At 46.6% G+C, this 16233-nt stretch carries 16 protein-coding genes; 10 read left to right on the plus strand and 6 right to left on the minus strand.

Annotated features, from left to right (window positions below; all coding sequences use genetic code 11):
* Window positions 1-10: 10 nt before the first annotated feature.
* Both QEP07_RS00175 and QEP07_RS00180 read right to left on the minus strand, forming a co-directional pair.
* Window positions 11-2338: a M1 family metallopeptidase gene (locus QEP07_RS00175; protein WP_285007983.1), complete on the minus strand. Its 2328-nt coding sequence runs from the start codon at window positions 2336-2338 to the stop codon at window positions 11-13.
* Between the two features lie 7 nt (window positions 2339-2345).
* A complete protein-coding gene (locus QEP07_RS00180; protein WP_285007984.1) occupies window positions 2346-2930 on the minus strand; it encodes a HupE/UreJ family protein in 585 nt (194 codons plus the stop codon).
* A 68-nt stretch (window positions 2931-2998) separates the two neighbouring features.
* On the opposite strand from QEP07_RS00180, the gene QEP07_RS00185 reads away from it, so the two are divergent.
* Both QEP07_RS00185 and QEP07_RS00190 read left to right on the plus strand, forming a co-directional pair.
* Window positions 2999-3475, plus strand: a complete 477-nt coding sequence (locus QEP07_RS00185; protein WP_285007985.1) for a DUF6702 family protein — start codon at window positions 2999-3001, stop codon at window positions 3473-3475.
* A gap of 218 nt (window positions 3476-3693) precedes the next feature.
* Entirely contained in the window at window positions 3694-4332 is a 639-nt protein-coding gene (locus QEP07_RS00190) for a DUF6266 family protein (protein ID WP_285007986.1), read from the plus strand.
* Window positions 4333-4383: 51 nt separating this feature from the next.
* Here QEP07_RS00190 and QEP07_RS00195 read toward each other — a convergent pair whose 3' ends face one another.
* The 4 genes from QEP07_RS00195 to QEP07_RS00210 all read right to left on the minus strand — a co-directional run bounded on the left by QEP07_RS00195 (window position 4384) and on the right by QEP07_RS00210 (window position 7907).
* On the minus strand, window positions 4384-5439 hold the full coding sequence (locus QEP07_RS00195; protein WP_285007987.1) for a hypothetical protein: 1056 nt from the start codon (window positions 5437-5439) through the stop codon (window positions 4384-4386).
* A 75-nt stretch (window positions 5440-5514) separates the two neighbouring features.
* Window positions 5515-6399: a class I SAM-dependent methyltransferase gene (locus tag QEP07_RS00200; protein ID WP_256006993.1), complete on the minus strand. Its 885-nt coding sequence runs from the start codon at window positions 6397-6399 to the stop codon at window positions 5515-5517.
* Between the two features lie 24 nt (window positions 6400-6423).
* A complete protein-coding gene (locus QEP07_RS00205) occupies window positions 6424-7176 on the minus strand; it encodes an ABC transporter ATP-binding protein (RefSeq protein WP_256006991.1) in 753 nt (250 codons plus the stop codon).
* Complete coding sequence (locus QEP07_RS00210; RefSeq protein ID WP_256006989.1) at window positions 7173-7907, minus strand: MlaE family ABC transporter permease; 735 nt, start codon at window positions 7905-7907, stop codon at window positions 7173-7175. The genes QEP07_RS00205 and QEP07_RS00210 overlap by 4 nt, the downstream gene beginning before the upstream one ends.
* Before the next feature lie 170 nt (window positions 7908-8077).
* Here QEP07_RS00210 and QEP07_RS00215 point away from each other — a divergent pair, with 170 nt between their 5' ends.
* The 8 genes from QEP07_RS00215 (at window position 8078) to QEP07_RS00250 (ending at window position 16184) form a co-directional block, all read left to right on the plus strand.
* Window positions 8078-8767 carry an SDR family oxidoreductase gene (locus tag QEP07_RS00215; RefSeq protein WP_285007988.1) on the plus strand — a complete coding sequence of 230 codons (690 nt, stop codon included), beginning with the start codon at window positions 8078-8080 and terminating at the stop codon, window positions 8765-8767.
* A gap of 17 nt (window positions 8768-8784) precedes the next feature.
* Entirely contained in the window at window positions 8785-9480 is a 696-nt protein-coding gene (locus QEP07_RS00220) for a PspC domain-containing protein (protein WP_285007989.1), read from the plus strand.
* Window positions 9386-10414 carry a toast rack family protein gene (locus QEP07_RS00225; protein WP_285007990.1) on the plus strand — a complete coding sequence of 343 codons (1029 nt, stop codon included), beginning with the start codon at window positions 9386-9388 and terminating at the stop codon, window positions 10412-10414. The genes QEP07_RS00220 and QEP07_RS00225 overlap by 95 nt, the downstream gene beginning before the upstream one ends.
* Window positions 10415-10425: 11 nt before the next feature.
* A complete protein-coding gene (locus QEP07_RS00230; RefSeq protein ID WP_285007991.1) occupies window positions 10426-11040 on the plus strand; it encodes an RDD family protein in 615 nt (204 codons plus the stop codon).
* A 36-nt stretch (window positions 11041-11076) separates the two neighbouring features.
* Window positions 11077-12990, plus strand: a complete 1914-nt coding sequence (gene ispG, locus QEP07_RS00235) for a (E)-4-hydroxy-3-methylbut-2-enyl-diphosphate synthase (protein WP_285007992.1) — start codon at window positions 11077-11079, stop codon at window positions 12988-12990.
* Between the two features lie 35 nt (window positions 12991-13025).
* Complete coding sequence (locus QEP07_RS00240; protein ID WP_285007993.1) at window positions 13026-13868, plus strand: endonuclease/exonuclease/phosphatase family protein; 843 nt, start codon at window positions 13026-13028, stop codon at window positions 13866-13868.
* A 46-nt stretch (window positions 13869-13914) separates the two neighbouring features.
* Window positions 13915-15462 carry a non-homologous end-joining DNA ligase gene (gene ligD, locus QEP07_RS00245; RefSeq protein ID WP_285007994.1) on the plus strand — a complete coding sequence of 516 codons (1548 nt, stop codon included), beginning with the start codon at window positions 13915-13917 and terminating at the stop codon, window positions 15460-15462.
* Window positions 15463-15578: 116 nt separating this feature from the next.
* Entirely contained in the window at window positions 15579-16184 is a 606-nt protein-coding gene (locus QEP07_RS00250; protein WP_285007995.1) for a TetR/AcrR family transcriptional regulator, read from the plus strand.
* Window positions 16185-16233 lie beyond the last annotated feature (49 nt).

Genomic DNA, 16233 nt, shown 5'->3' on the forward strand with positions numbered 1-16233 from the left:
CGCCAATATCTTACTGCCTGCGCGATTCCTGCATGCGGTTGTTTCCCGTAGAGGATCCGCGTACAGCTTCTTTCTGCTTAAACAGCTCAAATCGTGATGGCTTGGCCTGTCTGGGCCAGGCATTATTGCTTTCATCGATGTCTGCGGTCTCCCGGTAAGGATCTACCTGCACAGACACCACCTCCTTGTCTTTCGCAAACACCTTCGTCACCTTATTCTCGTTTTTACGCCATATGTACGCCGGTATCCGGTCCATTTGCTTACTGCCGTCCTTAAAGGTCCACTCAACAATGATCGGCATCACCAGTCCGCCCGGGTTACTAAACTCCAGCTCATAAAAGTTCTTGTTGCTTTCGTACAATTTCTTCTCCTCAGCAGTTAAGCTGTTGTAGTACGACTGAAAGTCCTGATCGGCTGTTCTGCTAACCTCAAAGCGGTTAAACTTGTTATAGAAGTCGAGCAGACTTGTATCCTGTTCAACGGCAAACTTTATCCCTGCCGCGCGGTTGCGTTCCCGTCCTATGTACCTTTCGTCGCGCTCATACGCTTTCTTAGCCTCAGCTTTCTCCACCGCGTCTTTCATGCTGTTCATCCGGTAGGCGCTTACATTATCGAGGGAAATATCAACCGGATCGGTCGTAAAGAACCATCCCCGCCAGAACCAGTCGAGGTCCACAGCCGAGGCATCCTCCATCGTACGGAAGAAATCGGCCGGAGTAGGATGTTTAAAAGCCCAGCGTCTCGAATATTCTTTAAAGGCATAATCGAAAAGCTCGCGTCCCATTACGGTTTCCCTCAAAATATTCAGTGCAGTAGCCGGTTTAGCGTAGGCGTTGGGTCCAAACTGAATGATGTTTTCCGAGTTTGTCATAATCGGCTCCAGTTGATCCTTAGGAAGTTTCATGTAATCAACAATCTTATGCGCCGGACCCCTGCCCGATGGATAATTGTTATCCCATTCCTGCTCAGCCAGAAACTGGCAAAAAGTATTCAAGCCCTCGTCCATCCAGCTCCATTGCCGCTCGTCAGAGTTTACGATCATCGGGAAAAAGTTATGGCCCACCTCATGAATGATCACACCGATCATGCCAAGTTTAGTAGCCTCAGAGTAGGTGCCGTCTTTGTCGGCCCTGCCATAATTGAAGCAGATCATCGGGTACTCCATACCGTTGGCCGCTTCTACAGAAATCGCTACCGGATAAGGGTAGGGAATGGTATGCTTTGAATAGACCTTAAGCGTGTGGTCAACCACCTTTGTTGAATAACGGTTGTAAAGCGGATAAGCTTCCGGACCGTAATAAGACATAGACATGATCTTCTTACCCTCGATATACGTCGCCATAGCATCCCATACCAGGCGCCTCGACGACACCCAGGCAAAATCACGCACATTTTCAGCAGTATAGGTCCAGGTCTTTTTGGCCGACGATTTTCTGTTTAGCCCAGCTTTAACTTCACCCAGGTTCACAATTTCAACAGGAGCCTTAGCCGTTTGCGCAGCGTTCCATCTTTTCATATAAGCCGCACTAAGCACCTGACTGTAGTTCTGGCACTCGCCGGTAGCACCCACAATATGGTCGGCCGGCACCGTCATGTTCACCTTATAATTACCAAACACAAGTGCAAACTCCCCACGTCCCTCAAACTGCTTGTTCTGCCAGCCCTGGTAGTCGGAATATACCGCCATGCGCGGAAACCATTGCGCCATGGTAAACAGGTAGTTGTCGTCTTCTGCGAAATATTCATAACCTCCCCGTCCACCGGCAGTCATCCGGTTCGAGATCTTGTAATTCCATGAAATATTAAGCACATACTTCTCGCCCGCTTTAAGCACAACCGGCAAGTCTATACGCATCATTGTGTTATTTATCACATAAGGCAAAGCAGCACCAGACCCGTTTGTAACTCTCAGAATGTTTACCCCGAGGTCGTTAGGCTCGTTAACGATGCCCGACAAGGTCTTATAAGTCATCTGGTCGGTCATTTTGCTCTGCTCGGTCAGCTTATTGTCGCTGGTCGACTTATGCTGGTTTTCATCAAGCTGTACCCAAAGGTACCTCAGCGGGTCGGGCGAATTGTTGTAATAAGTAATCGTTTCCGATCCCGTAAGCCTCAGGTTTTTTTCATCCAGTTCGGCGTTAATCACATAGTCAGCCCGCTGCTGCCAATATGCCGGGCCAGGTGCTCCGGATGCCGAGCGGTAAGAGTTCGGGTCACTGAGCACTGTTCCCAGTTGTTCAAACTTATTGCCATGGTTTGATCCTGGATTATTATGCAATTGCGCATGCAGGGAACCACTCAGTGCGCATGTGATCAATAAGAGTAATGGTCTTTTCATGTATGTGTTATAAAAGTTCGGGCAGCCGTTCGGCGGCCATAATGAACGATATACCAAAGATAGCAGACGATAAGAAGAAATTCCAGTCCCATCGCTTGATTTTTACAAGGGAAATCAGAATAAAAGACAAGAGTAATGCTGCGATCACAATCAGGATCTGCCCAAATTCAAGACCAATATTAAACGCAAACAGCTCAAGTACGATGTTTGTGCTCTTGCCCAGGAGGCTTTTCAGGTAGTTGGAAAAGCCTAATCCGTGAATTAATCCGAACAACAGAGCCAGGGTATATTTCAATCCAAGTCCTTTCGGTTTCGTTTTCTTTGATGCGATATTAGACAAAGCCGTAATGGCGATCGTTACCGGAATTAGAAATTCCACGAGGGCGGTACTCACACTTAGCAACCGGAGTGCACTCAAAGCAAGCGTTATGCTGTGACCCAGGGTAAAAGCAGTTACCAGGATGAGCACCTGCCTCCAGTCTTTAGCCGTGTAAATACCACATAGCACCAAAACAAAAAGAATATGATCATAACCCTGCCAGTCCAGAATATGCTGCCAGCCAAGTTCAAAATAAAGATTAAAGTCGCCCATTACCCGCTGAAAGTCGCAATTTCTGTAAATAATTGCAACTAATACGCTAAGTTTGTTGCCAAGAGACCATGATACTATCCATTCTGCTTATCTTTTTTAAGATTTTTCACCCTTTTTATGTCAGTGTAACCGAAATAACGCAGGATGAAAAGACAATGGCTGTGCAAGTGAGTGCACGGATATTTTTTGACGATCTTGAAGCTGCGGTAAACAAAAAATACAAGACCAAAGTGAGCATTTTAAAACCTGCTGATAAGAAACAGGTAAATGCGCTAATCTCAGCCTATATTAAAGACCACCTTAAAATTAAAGTTAACAACACTGATGTTGCACTCAGTTTTGTAGGCTATGAAATTGAAGAAGAAGCAGCCTGGTGTTATTTCGAGTCTGCGAAAGTACCGCCGATCAGGCAGCTTCATATCCAGAACGATATTCTATTCGAGCAACACAGCGCTCAGATCAATATGATCCATGCTATTATCAAAGGCAAGCGACAAAGTACCAAACTGGATAATCCTAAGAGCACAGTAAACTTCCTGTTTTAATACGCGCTCCAGGATGCTGGGGTCTTCGTAGCTTATTCGGGCTAAACAGGTACTTTCTTCGGGAAAAGTACCCCTTTTCCCGAAGAAAGTACGAGGAAAGGCCCAACATGCCCCGAATATCCGAAGACCAAGCGCCCTGAATAAACCCGCCTAACTGTGACAAATGGCGTAGTTAGCCATGAGTCTGCACGCTACCTTTGTGCCATAACAAATTAAATATGGCAAGATATAGTAATGGAATTAATGGTCCCGTGAGCGGGAAAGTCGGGAGTGTAGTAGGCGCCAGCTGGCGAGGAGTAGACTATATGCGGAGCCTCCCAGTCAAGACCAAGGAGTCTAGTGAGGCTCAACTGGCACAACAGGAAAAATTCGCAGTGGCTGTCGCCTGGCTAAAACCTCTATTAGAAATTATTAATGTTGGCTATCACCACATCAAGATAGGTATGACGCCGCACAACGCGGCGATGTCCTACTATTTAACAGAGGCAGTAACCGGAACTGCGCCCGACTTTGTGATCAATTTTAGCAAGGCGATTTTCAGTGAAGGACCACTGATCACTTCCTTTGTTACCGAAGTAACACCGGCAGGAAGTTGTCTGCTGAATTTTAAATGGGAAAATGCACCAGATTCGATCTATTCATCTGTAGACGATCGGGCTACCTTTGTTCTTTACAATCCACAAAAAGAAAAATTTGTGCTGTACCAAAGCGTTGCAGCACGGGGCGAGCGATCTGTCACACTGTCGATACCCAATAAATCTTCCGGTGATACGGTTCATGGGTACCTGTTTTTTGTCCGTGCCGACGGGGAGGCCGTTAGCACTACGCTCTATCTCGGGCCGCTAATAGTTCCCTAAGATGTACGCCTTAGCGTTTGTAAGGTGGGCTTAGGCCCACTTTACAAACGCTTACTGGTATTGAATGTAGATAGGCGCCGGTTTCAGTTTTAGAAGCTCCTCGGGGGTCATTAACCTGTTAGGAGCTTTCTTTAAATCATTCTTATAGAATAGTTTAAATCCAGTAAATTGAACGGGCTCAGAGTATATAAAGTGACGGTAAGTTCCTCTTTTTAGTTCCGGTTCGCCCCAGCCATCCATATGCATCACCACCTGTACTTCCGGACGAAGCTTGATGTTCTGGGAATTGGTGACCATTTTTCGGGTAAACCGGTGAATAACGAAAACCTTTGGCGGAAGGTTATGCTTCTTTACCAGTCCGGCCAGGTAGTCTGAGCAATAGTTAATGTCTGCTGCATCGTAGGTGCCTATTTTCCTGCCGGGAAGTGATCCGTCTTTCATGGAAAACTCAGGGTCGATTCCAAGGTGTACATTAGGTAGCTTCAAATATTCTTCCAGTTGCGGCAGTTCATCGCGGATGCTGCCCAAACCAACCTGAATATCAAGGAACACGATCATGTTTTTACGCATTCTGGAGATGGCCATTACAGAATCTATCTGTTTAAAAGGCATACGTGTGCGATACTTTCCAGACTTTCCGGGCTCACCTGCGGCAACCACGGCAATGTAGTGCAGACCTGGTTGAACAGGGGTAGATGGGTCAGCTTTCTCCCAACGCTTCACCTCTGCGTCAAGTCTCGAGAGCATTTCTTTAGGTGCATACTCTCCTAATGCGCCCATTTTTTTCGAGAAAAGGTTGCCGTAATAAACCACGATACGTTTAAATGGCAATATAGCCCCGTCAAGCGGATAGGGATGCTGTTTCACCGGCCACTTGCCGGTAGTGTCGCCATTGGCAAGTTTTTTCATCAGCTGATTGTATTTAGCTGTATCAACCGGTGTTCTTACATTGGCGTCTTCCTCTGCTTCAGGGTTTTCTGTTGAATCCTTGGTGGCGGTTGTTTTGGCTTTAACACCGCTTTGTTTTCCTTCCGAGGTGCAGCTGGTTGTGGTAGCCACCGTAACAACGCCGATTAAAAAGGCTCCTGCAAGCTGAGATAATTTCATTTGTAATATTATTTAAGGTAAGATGTATAGGGGTTAAACTCGTTTAACTATGCAAGTATAATACACTTTATGATGCTAAACAAACTTGTTGAATTTACCGAAAACGCCGAGGGGCAGCTTTGTGCCGGCGGTCGCCTGCAAATACAGTTCACCGGTTTCCAGGTTCTGTACCTGCGGAAAGGATGTTTTGATCAGATTTTCAACGATGACCGACGAAAAGCCCAGCGAATAGGTGTTCAGAATAAGGAAGTGTTCCTTGTCGTCCAGAAGCTGTACTACATCCTGCATCATCTCTTGAATATGATCTTCCAGCTTCCATTTTTCGCCATTCGGTCCGTGACCGAAAGCAGGCGGATCAAGAATTATTCCGTTGTATTTCTTTCCGCGTTTCAACTCGCGTTTTACGAATTTAAGTGCGTCCTCAACTACCCAGCGCACATCCTTTAGTTTCGATAGTTCCTGGTTTTCGTTTGCCCAGTTCACCACCTGCTTAATGGAGTCGACATGCGTGGTATCTGCACCAGCGGCTTTGGCCACAAGCGATGCCGCTCCGGTATACGCAAAAAGGTTAAGCACCTTCGGGCTCTGCGCTTTAAACTTCTTCACACAGGAAGAAATATAATCCCAGTTTACCGCCTGCTCAGGAAATACACCTACGTGTTTAAACGAGGTAAGTCCGAGCCTCAGATTGATAGTTATATCGTTGTTTTTATATTCAACATTCCAGCGGTCGGGCAGTTTAGGGTTATTTCTGATCCACTCGCCCGTAGTCGCGGTGCGACCTTTGAAACGGATATGCGTACGCTTTTTCCATTCTTGTTCTGAAAGCGTCTTTTTCCAGACCGCCTGAGGTTCGGGTCTGGTAAGTACCATCGTTCCGAAACGTTCCAGTTTTTCAAAATCGCCACAATCAATCAGTTCGTAATCTTTCCAGTGCGTGGGGGTTAGCAGGCTAATCATGGTATTGGTTGGTTTGGTATTTTATTAAAACTTTCCCTTGGCAGCTTTCATGAAGCGGCTTGCAAAGACAAAGTCATTTAGCTCCTGAACATCTGTATGGGCAATCTCCTTATTCGAGCCTTCCCAGAACTTCTTGCCTTCATGCAGGAACAGGATATAGTCGCCAATACCCATTACAGAGTTCATATCGTGTGTTACCACGATCGTGGTAGTATTATATTCTTCGGTCAGCTCCTTGATCAGCTCATCGATCACAATGGAAGTTTTCGGATCCAGTCCGGAGTTAGGTTCATCTACGAACAAGTACTTAGGGTTCATGGCTATTGCCCTTGCAATGCCTACCCGTTTTTTCATGCCGCCCGACAGCTCCGCGGGGAAAAGTTTGTTCTTGCCTTCCAGGTTTACGCGCTCCAGGCAGAAATTAACCCGCTCCAGTTTTTCTTTGCGCGACTGGTCGGTAAACATATTCAGCGGGAACATGATGTTTTCCTCCACGGTCATAGAGTCGAATAGGGCAGAGCCTTGAAAAAGCATGCCTATCTCTTTTCGAATCTCGATCTTTTCCTCAAAGTTCATTTTGGTAAAGTCGCGTCCGTCATATTCCACAATGCCCTGTTCCGGAATGTGCAGTCCAATCATGCATTTGAGCAGGGTGGTCTTGCCCGATCCCGATCCGCCGATAATGAGATTGGTAACCCCAGCCTCGAACTTGCCCGAGATGCCTTTAAGCACCTCGTTCTCGCCAAACGATTTGTTGATGTCTTTAATCTCGATCATAATAACAGCTGGGTTACAATGTAGTCACACGCCAGAATGGTGATACAACTGACCACCACAGCCCTTGTACTGGCCTGAGCAACTTCAAGTGCCCCGCCTTTTACATAGAACCCTTCATAGGCTGGCACGGACGTGATAATAAAACCAAAGACAAACGCCTTTACGAGTGCAACGGTGATGGTATAAGGGTTGAAATCCGTAGTGATTCCCTGGATATACTCTGCCGGAGTAACGGCGCCCGACAATGTGCCGCCGAGATAGCCACCGCTGATGCTCAAAAACATAGAGATGATAACCAACAGCGGAACCATAGTAATTCCCGCAATGATCTTTGGAAGGATCAGGTAGCCCGGCGAATTTATGCCCATGATTTCCAGCGCGTCGATCTGCTCACTCACACGCATGGTGCCGATCTCAGAAGAAATAGCAGAACCGATTTTACCCGCAAGAACAATAGCGCTGATGGTAGGGCTCAGCTCCAGGATCGTAGAGTCGCGGTTTACCGAACCGATGATGGTCTTAGGAATAAAATCGCTCACGAGCTGGAAGGCGATCTGGAGGGTCATAACTGCCCCAATAAACGTTGAAATAATGGCAATAAGACCAAGTGAACCCACACCAATAAAGTCCATTTGCTTAAAAATGGCTTCCAGGTAGATCTTAAATTTTTCGGGTCGTCTGAATACCGCTTTTAACAGAAGCAGGTACTTGCCAAAATTGGTAAAATTCATTCAGTGAAATTTAGCTTTATATGCAACGATGTACAAAGAAACAATAAAATTTGAAACAAGTATGCGTTCCCACGCATAAAACATGATGCAAAACTGAAACAATTCTTCATGGCCAAAGTTTTGCTATGGATGGGTTTTTTGTATTATTGCGCCACATAACTGTTTAAACAATGAATGCTATTATTACCGGTGCCACCAAAGGGATGGGCAAAGCCATTGCTATAAAACTGGCGGAGAATGGGTACAATCTTGCGGTGTGCGCGCGAAACAGGGAGGAGCTTGCCGAATTTGCCGAAGCAATGGCGTATACCGGCCGGGATATTTTTACTTTTCAGGCCGATTGCAGCATTAAAGAAGAGTTGTATGCTTTTTGCCAGGCTGCCTCTGCGCATATGCCCACGGTCGATGTGCTGGTCAACAATGCAGGGATGTTCCTTGTCGGCGCCATGCTCGACGAAGCGGATGAGCAGCTTGAAAAACAGGTCAGCCTGAACGTAATGGCCGCTTACTATACAAGTAAATATTTTGGCAAAAGGATGCGCGAGCAGGCTTCAGGCCATATTTTCAACATCTGTTCGGTAGCCAGCAAGCAAATCGTTGAAAATGCTGGCAGTTACAGTGTAACTAAAGGCGCATTGCTTAGTCTTAATCATGTATTCAGGGATGAGTTATCAAAATACAACGTTAAGGTTACAGCGGTTTTACCGGGCTCAACACTTACCGCTTCATGGGAGGGAACAGATATCCCATCTGAACGGTTTGTACAGGCGGAGGATATTGCAGAAACGATCCTTTATGCGCTTAAAATGAGCAGTGGCGCAAATGTTGATGAGATAACGATACGACCGGTACAATTTTAGCATTGGAGGAAAAAAATATGGACAGGAGATTATTTAGGAATGAGCATGAAAAGGTGATCGCCGGCGTATCGTCTGGCATAGCTGAGTACATGGAGGTGGATGTAACGATAATCAGGCTATTGTTTGTACTGTCCACCATTTTTCTGGTTGGAACCGGGATATTGGTATACCTGGTTATGTGGATTGTGGTACCGGTAAATAACGACCCGCTGAGGAGATTTACCAGATTTAATGAATTCTATCAGGGAAAAGATACTTTTAACTCACCAAACGCATTTACCCAGCCGCATCAGTCAAGTCAGCAGCCATTTACGTCACCGGGTACTAATGAGACCTTTCAGGCTGACCCGAAGGGTGGCGATTTTAAACCGCTGCAAAAAAATAATGAAACAGGGCGCATGGTTGGCGGATTATTTCTGCTTGTTATAGGGGTGTATTTTCTGCTGAACGAGTTTAATATAATACCGTTTTGGTTTAGCATCAGTAAGTTGTGGCCTTTGGTTTTCGTAGCTATTGGCGTTAGTTTTATTCTTAAGGCCAACAAGAAAAACGCCTGGGAGCAATGGAAGCGCGAGCAGGAGCGGGATATTTACACTGATATCCGCAACAGTAAAACAAATGAAACTTCAGCCGGCGGTGCACAAGATGGCTCTGCAACTGATGGTTCTGCACAAACTGAGGGAGGCGACAGATTCACTCAAAAAGATATATAACATGAAACTGGATAGAGTAATGTGGGGTATCGTGCTGCTGTTTATCGGCGGTGTACTCCTGTTGGAGAATTTCGGTATTATAGATTTTCATTGGGGAAATGTCTGGCGCTTCTGGCCGATCTTTCTGATCATTGCCGGAGTTAACATTTTATTTGGCCGGGGAAAGTCGCAAACCGGCGGCATTATCTCTATAGCTATTCTGTTTGCGATGCTTGCGCTACTGTTTTACAAAGGTCAGCAGTCACCGGATAATGAGCGCTGGATAGGGGACCGTATTAAAGAAGATATAGGGGCAGAAACGGAGGTGTTAGAGGAAATGAATTTTTCGCACCCTTATGAATCGGAATCTGCCCGTAACACGGTGTTGAATATTCGCGGAGGCGGTGCCTCCTTTGAATTGAAAGGGGCTACAGACAGTCTGATCGCGGTGCATGTTTCCAAGAGATCAGGGCGGTTTAGTATGGAAACATTACAAACCGACAGCACCACCACGATTAGCTTCGAGAAAAACGGTAAGTCGAAATGGAATATAGGTAGTGGAGGTGAAGACGTCGATTTCCGCCTTAATACAGGCCCGGTTTGGGAACTTAATGTGAACATGGGCGCCGGCGAGGTTAAATTTGATTTATCTGACTATAAAGTCCGGACATTTAATATCGACGGAGGTGCTGCAGCCTTAGATATTAAGCTTGGAAGTCAGCTACCAATAGCCGATCTTAATGTAAAAACCGGAGTGGCCGATGTCAAGATTCAAATACCGCAAGCCTCCGGCTGTCGCATCAAAGCGAAAACGGGTTTGTCGGCCAAAGACTTTACCGGTTTTGTGAAGATTGCAGACGGAACATATCAAACGTCGAACTTTGATGCGGCTGCGACAAAAATCTTTATCAATTTGGATGGCGGGCTCAGCAGTTTCGAGGTTCGCAGATATTAATCTATGGGAGTATGTCTAGCGGGGAACAATATACCATTGTTGTAAACGGCAGGCCCGAAGGCCCTTATACGCTGGATCAGCTTAGAAATATGCCGCTTAGGGCAGAAACTTTTGTGCGAACCCCTCAAATGCCGGATTACAAAGAAGCTCACGAAGTACATGAATTGCGTGAGCTTTTCGGTTTTACATACCAACAGACCGCCCCTCAGTATTTTGCTTCTTTCGATCAGCGGTTGCTGGCTATGGTGGTCGACTATTTTTTCGTATCGCTTTGTTATGTTGTTCTGGCCTTGACCGGGTTTATTTTTATAGACGGACAGTTTCAGCGGATATCTCTGTTGCTTAGCGGGGTGCCACTGATTCCCCTTGCAAAATTCCTCTACAGCAGCATCGCTGAAGCCTCTGAAAAGCAGGCTACAATCGGCAAACGCTTGTTGCGCATCACGGTGACCGATGAGGCTGGTCACCGCATCAGCATGGCCAATTCCTTTGGTAGGAATCTAGCCAAAGTTTGCTCTGTTGCTCCGTTTTACATCGGTTACCTTTATAGTTTCCTCAATAAGAAGCAACAGTGTTTTCATGATCTTATTGCCCATACGCTAGTTACAAAGGAACGCCTCATTTAAACATTATACTTATCTTTGCTGTTCATTTTGCATTCCATGGAAAAAGTACCAGCTCCGTTTTCTAGATTTCTAACCCGTGAGGTGCACATCGGTGACGTTCCGATGGGTGCCCATCATCCAATACGGATACAGTCTATGACCACTACAGACAGCATGGATACGATGGCGACCGTGGAGCAAACGATGCGTATGGTGAATTCGGGCTGCGAATATGTGCGTATTACAGCGCCGAGCGTAAAGGAAGCGGAAAACCTGGCAAACATTAAAAAGGAGCTGCGTATGCGTGGCTATACGGTACCTTTGGTAGCAGATATTCATTTTACGCCAAATGCTGCGGAAGCTGCTGCACGTATCGTCGAAAAGGTACGGGTGAACCCGGGGAACTACGCAGATAAGAAGCGCTTTGAAAACATTGTTTACACGCAGGATGCCTACCGTGCCGAACTGGAGCGGATCTATACCAAGTTTAAACCGCTGGTGAAGATCTGTAAGGAATATGGAACGGCGATGCGGATCGGCACCAATCATGGTTCGCTTTCCGACCGGATCATGAGTCAGTATGGTGACACGCCGCGTGGAATGGTTGAGTCAGCCATGGAGTTTATCCGTATGTGCGAAGATCTGAACTATTACAACCTGGTTATTTCCATGAAGGCCAGCAATACGCAGGTAATGATTCAGGCGTACCGCTTGCTTGTGGAGACGATGATCAAGGAAGGCATGAACTACCCGCTTCACCTTGGGGTTACAGAAGCAGGCGATGGGGAGGACGGGCGAATCAAGTCGGCCGTAGGCATTGGTACCTTATTGGAGGACGGGCTCGGGGATACCATCCGGGTTTCACTGACAGAGGATCCTGAATTCGAGGCGCCGGTTGCCAGGGCCCTGGCCATGCGTTATGAACGTCGCGCCGCGGGACAGCTGCCGCAATCGAGAGAGCGGCTTTACATGGGCGATCTTGCTTACAATCCCTTTGAATACAGTCGCCGGGCAACGCTGCCTATCCAACATATTGGCGGCAGTCATCATCCTCTGGTGTTGTTAGACGTGTCGGCCCAGAATCTGAAAGATCCATTCTTTCTTAATGCGGCGGGATATAAGTACAGTGTCGGGCTCGACAAATACAATATGACCGATCAGGCCTGTGATATGGTTTACCTCGGTGATGCGCTTCCCTCATTCTCATTCCCGGGCAACTTGGTGCAGATTTACAATTATGCGACCTGGGCATCACTTAAAAACAAATATAATTGCCATCCGCTGTTCAGCTATCAGGATTACTTGTCGGCCACACATAAAGATCCTGTACTGAATCTGGTAAGTATAGAAGCAGGTGAAGAGATTGATTTCAATAACCTTGAAAGTAATGTTTTGCTTGTTTTAACGACAAGTGCTGAAAACGGTGTGCAGGCGCAGCGGAGCTTCTTCGCTGACCTGTTAAGGTCGGGCGTGCGACTGCCGGTTATCATTAAACGCACTTATGGCGATATTTCTTCCGATGATCTGATGCTCTATGCGGCCACCGACATGGGTGCTTTGCTGAACGATGGTTTTGGCGATGGGGTGTGGATAGATGCCGCAGCCGATCTAAGCTTACTTAATGCGGTAAGCTTTGGTATTCTGCAGGCTACCCGGACGCGTATTTCAAAGACCGAATATATATCGTGTCCGAGTTGCGGCCGTACCTTGTTTGATTTGCAGGAAACTACGCAACTGATCCGGTCGCGAACTGACCATTTAAAAGGTATTAAGATCGGGATTATGGGTTGTATTGTGAACGGTCCGGGCGAAATGGCAGATGCTGATTATGGCTATGTGGGTACAGGTCCCGACAAGATTACACTGTATCGCGGTAAAGAAGTGGTTAAAAAGAACGTTAATACCGCAAATGCGCTCGACGATCTCATCGGCTTGATTAAAGAGGACGGAAACTGGATTGACGCAGTTTAACCTGTAACTCGTATATTGAGCCAAAATATAACCACATGAAACCAAATTCTTTTATCGCAGCCCTGCTGCTGGTATGCGCCAGTGTCAGCGTTTTTGCCCAGCAGTATACCGTGGGCTCTTTTAATATTCGAAACGACAATGCTGGTGATGTAGGCAACCGCTGGTCACAGCGCTCAGCCGTTGCCGCGAATCTGATTGAATTTCATCAGTTTGACGTAGTCGGACTGCAAGAGGCGCTGAAAAACCAGGTAGACGACTTGAGCAATGCCCTTCCCGAATATGCACATTACGGAGCAGGCCGGGATGATGGCAAAGATGGCGGCGAGCATTCGAGCATTTTTTACCGTAAGGATAAGTTCAAGTTGCTGAACAAAGGCGATTTCTGGTTGTCGGAAACGCCAGATAAACCGGGTAAGGGCTGGGATGCCACCTGCTGTAACAGGATTTGCAGCTGGGTTCAGTTGCAGGACATCAAAACAGGCAAACGCTTCTTCTTTTTTAACGTGCACTATGACCATGAAGGTAAGGTAGCTCGTATGGAGAGCAGCAAGCTGATTTTGAAAAAGATCTCAGACATTGCCAAAGGTCAGCCAGCCATATTCACGGGCGATCTGAACGGCAGCCACAAGAGTGAGTGGTACCTTAGGTTAGCAAATTCGGGTATGCTTACCGATACCTATGCTCAAGTTAAGAAGCCGTACTTGAATAATGCGTCGTTTAACGGCTGGGGTAGAAGTATGAGCGGCTACGATGTCATCGACCATATCTTCGTCACCAGGCACTTTCAGGCTCAGCGTTGGGGTGTTCTCACAGATACCTACTACGGCAAATTTGTATCAGACCACTTTCCGGTATTAGCCGATGTGAGACTAAAATAGGGCAAACCTTCGCTTTACGGTAAGTGTTGTATGGAAAAGCATTGGTATGACTCTTCAAAAATATATCAAAAAGCGCGATTTCAGCAAGACCCGGGAGCCGGGAGCCCATCACACAAAAGCTTCGGCAAAAAATAGTAAACTGAAGTTTGTGGTGCAGCGTCACCACGCTTCACGTTTGCATTACGACTTCAGGCTGGAGATGGAAGGTGTGCTGAAAAGCTGGGCCGTCCCTAAAGGTCCTTCACTCAATCCGTCCGACAAGCGACTTGCCATGATGGTGGAGGACCATCCGTACGACTACCGTACATTTGAGGGCACCATACCAAAAGGCAACTATGGGGCTGGTGTGGTGCATATTTTTGATGATGGTACCTACGAAGCCCTGGATGGAGGGAATGAAAAAGACCTGCTTAAGGGTTTGCACTCCGGTAACCTGAAATTTAGGCTGAATGGAAAAATCTTAAAGGGGGAGTTTGCGCTGGTCCACATCAAGAGTTCCGAAGACAATGCCTGGTTGTTGCTGAAGCATAACGATGAGTTTGCCGTGAAAAAGCCTTTCAATACCGAGGATCTTGTTTCCGCTTCGATTAAAAAGAAGGGGGTCGATTTTAAAAATGAGGACGGCAAAAATAGCAAGTCAAAACAGCGCGTAATCCCTGATCCGGAACCTCATGAACTGGAACAGGAAAATGAAATTACCGCAAAGTTTGGCCGTAAGACCGTTAAGCTGACCAACCTGAACAAGGTTTACTGGCCAGATGAGGGGATCACAAAAGGTGAGCTGCTTGGGTATTACGAGCAGATCAAAGATTACATCCTGCCCCATTTAAAAGACCGTCCGCTTTCGTTGAACCGCCACCCCAATGGTATTAAGGAACCTGGTTTTTTTCAAAAAGACCTCGATCTGGATAAGGTGCCGAAATGGATAAAATCTGCTCCCTTATATTCTGAGAGTAATGATAAAGATATTGATTACCTGATCTGCAACGACGAGGCTACATTGCTCTGGATGGCCAACCTGGGCTGCATCGAGATAAACCCCTGGCTGAGTCGGTACAAAAAGCCCGATAATCCTTTATTTGCGGTGCTCGATCTTGATCCGCACGACATTGATTTTGAAGAAGCGATCAGCGTGGCGCTTTCCGCAAAGGAATTGATGGATCGCATGAAATTGAGGTCTTTCATCAAAACGTCGGGGTCTAAGGGACTGCATATTTTTATTCCGGTTGGCGCTAAGTACGATTATCAGATCACTAAAGATTTTGTTCGTTATCTCGGAGAACAACTTCTCGATATGCATCCCGACACCACAAGCCTGGAACGCAGTCCGGCGAAAAGAAAAAATAAGATCTACCTCGACTTCCTGCAGAACCGACGCGGACAAACCATTGCGGCACCTTACTCTGCTCGGCCAAAAGCCGGTGCCACAGTGTCTGCGCCGCTCGACTGGAAGGAGGTTGCGCCCGGTCTCAATTTGAAGGATTATACCATTTTTAATATGGCCGATCGGCTCAGGAAAAAAGGAGATTTGTGGGAGGATGTCTTTTCGGTAAAGAATGATCTGCTGAAAGCACTTAGGAACTTTAAGGGTTGATTGTAGGGTTTACGTTTTATCAGGCCCCCCGATTTGTTTGAGTTTGGTCAGAAAACATGGTGAAATTTTGATGTTGACGGAAAGCAGTTAAATTTGTTAACACTGTTATTATTCCCATGGGCATAGCTGAACGCAAGGCAAGACAAAAAGAAGAGTTCAAAGCAAGTATACTGGAAGCTGCATGGCAGCAAGTGATTACTGAAGGCTGGCAATCGCTGTCCATCAGGAAAATTGCGGACGCTATTGAGTACAGCGTTCCGGTAATTTACAGCCATTTTGAAAACAAGGAGGCTATTTTACTTGAATTTGCTAAAGAGGGGTTTCAGAAGCTGGCCGACACGTTGCAGGCGATCAAAGAGCAACATACTGATCCTGCCCGCCAGTTGGAAGCAATGGCTTATGCCTACTGGGACTTTGCTTTTGACAACAAAGAGTATTATCAGCTCATGTTTGGTCTGGGGATTCCGGCGTGTGAGCAGGTGAATCAGATTACCGAACTGAAGAATATGACGCAGGTGATGATCGAGCCCATTCAAAGCGCGATATCCCAGAGCAAAACTAAAAGCGCCGAGTGTTTCTTAAAATACCATACCTATTTTTCTATACTGCATGGGCTGGTTTCCATTCAAATGATCGAGAAGACCGGGAAGCCAGGTCCTGAAAAGCGCATGATCCTGAAGGATGCGATTTCCGGATTTATAGCGTCCCTGCTTGCGGGGTAATCCTGAATTTATCTATATTTACTTCCGCCTGAATAAGCAACTAACAAAA

It is taken from the genome of Pedobacter faecalis (assembly GCF_030182585.1).
GTDB lineage: Bacteria > Bacteroidota > Bacteroidia > Sphingobacteriales > Sphingobacteriaceae > Pedobacter > Pedobacter faecalis.

Excerpts from the sequence above, each read along its gene's own strand:
- QEP07_RS00240 (WP_285007993.1), top strand. The coding sequence starts at position 13,026 with ATGAAACCAAATTCTTTTATCGCAGCCCTGCTGCTGGTATGCGCCAGT.
- ligD (WP_285007994.1), top strand. The coding sequence starts at position 13,915 with ATGACTCTTCAAAAATATATCAAAAAGCGCGATTTCAGCAAGACCCGG.
- ispG (WP_285007992.1), top strand. The coding sequence starts at position 11,077 with ATGGAAAAAGTACCAGCTCCGTTTTCTAGATTTCTAACCCGTGAGGTG.
- QEP07_RS00180 (WP_285007984.1), bottom strand. The coding sequence starts at position 2,930 with ATGGGCGACTTTAATCTTTATTTTGAACTTGGCTGGCAGCATATTCTG.
- QEP07_RS00220 (WP_285007989.1), top strand. The coding sequence starts at position 8,785 with ATGGACAGGAGATTATTTAGGAATGAGCATGAAAAGGTGATCGCCGGC.
- QEP07_RS00215 (WP_285007988.1), top strand. The coding sequence starts at position 8,078 with ATGAATGCTATTATTACCGGTGCCACCAAAGGGATGGGCAAAGCCATT.
- QEP07_RS00190 (WP_285007986.1), top strand. The coding sequence starts at position 3,694 with ATGGCAAGATATAGTAATGGAATTAATGGTCCCGTGAGCGGGAAAGTC.
- QEP07_RS00185 (WP_285007985.1), top strand. The coding sequence starts at position 2,999 with ATGATACTATCCATTCTGCTTATCTTTTTTAAGATTTTTCACCCTTTT.
- QEP07_RS00250 (WP_285007995.1), top strand. The coding sequence starts at position 15,579 with ATGGGCATAGCTGAACGCAAGGCAAGACAAAAAGAAGAGTTCAAAGCA.
- QEP07_RS00175 (WP_285007983.1), bottom strand. The coding sequence starts at position 2,338 with ATGAAAAGACCATTACTCTTATTGATCACATGCGCACTGAGTGGTTCC.
- QEP07_RS00200 (WP_256006993.1), bottom strand. The coding sequence starts at position 6,399 with ATGATTAGCCTGCTAACCCCCACGCACTGGAAAGATTACGAACTGATT.
- QEP07_RS00230 (WP_285007991.1), top strand. The coding sequence starts at position 10,426 with ATGTCTAGCGGGGAACAATATACCATTGTTGTAAACGGCAGGCCCGAA.
- QEP07_RS00225 (WP_285007990.1), top strand. The coding sequence starts at position 9,386 with ATGAAACTTCAGCCGGCGGTGCACAAGATGGCTCTGCAACTGATGGTT.
- QEP07_RS00205 (WP_256006991.1), bottom strand. The coding sequence starts at position 7,176 with ATGATCGAGATTAAAGACATCAACAAATCGTTTGGCGAGAACGAGGTG.
- QEP07_RS00210 (WP_256006989.1), bottom strand. The coding sequence starts at position 7,907 with ATGAATTTTACCAATTTTGGCAAGTACCTGCTTCTGTTAAAAGCGGTA.
- QEP07_RS00195 (WP_285007987.1), bottom strand. The coding sequence starts at position 5,439 with ATGAAATTATCTCAGCTTGCAGGAGCCTTTTTAATCGGCGTTGTTACG.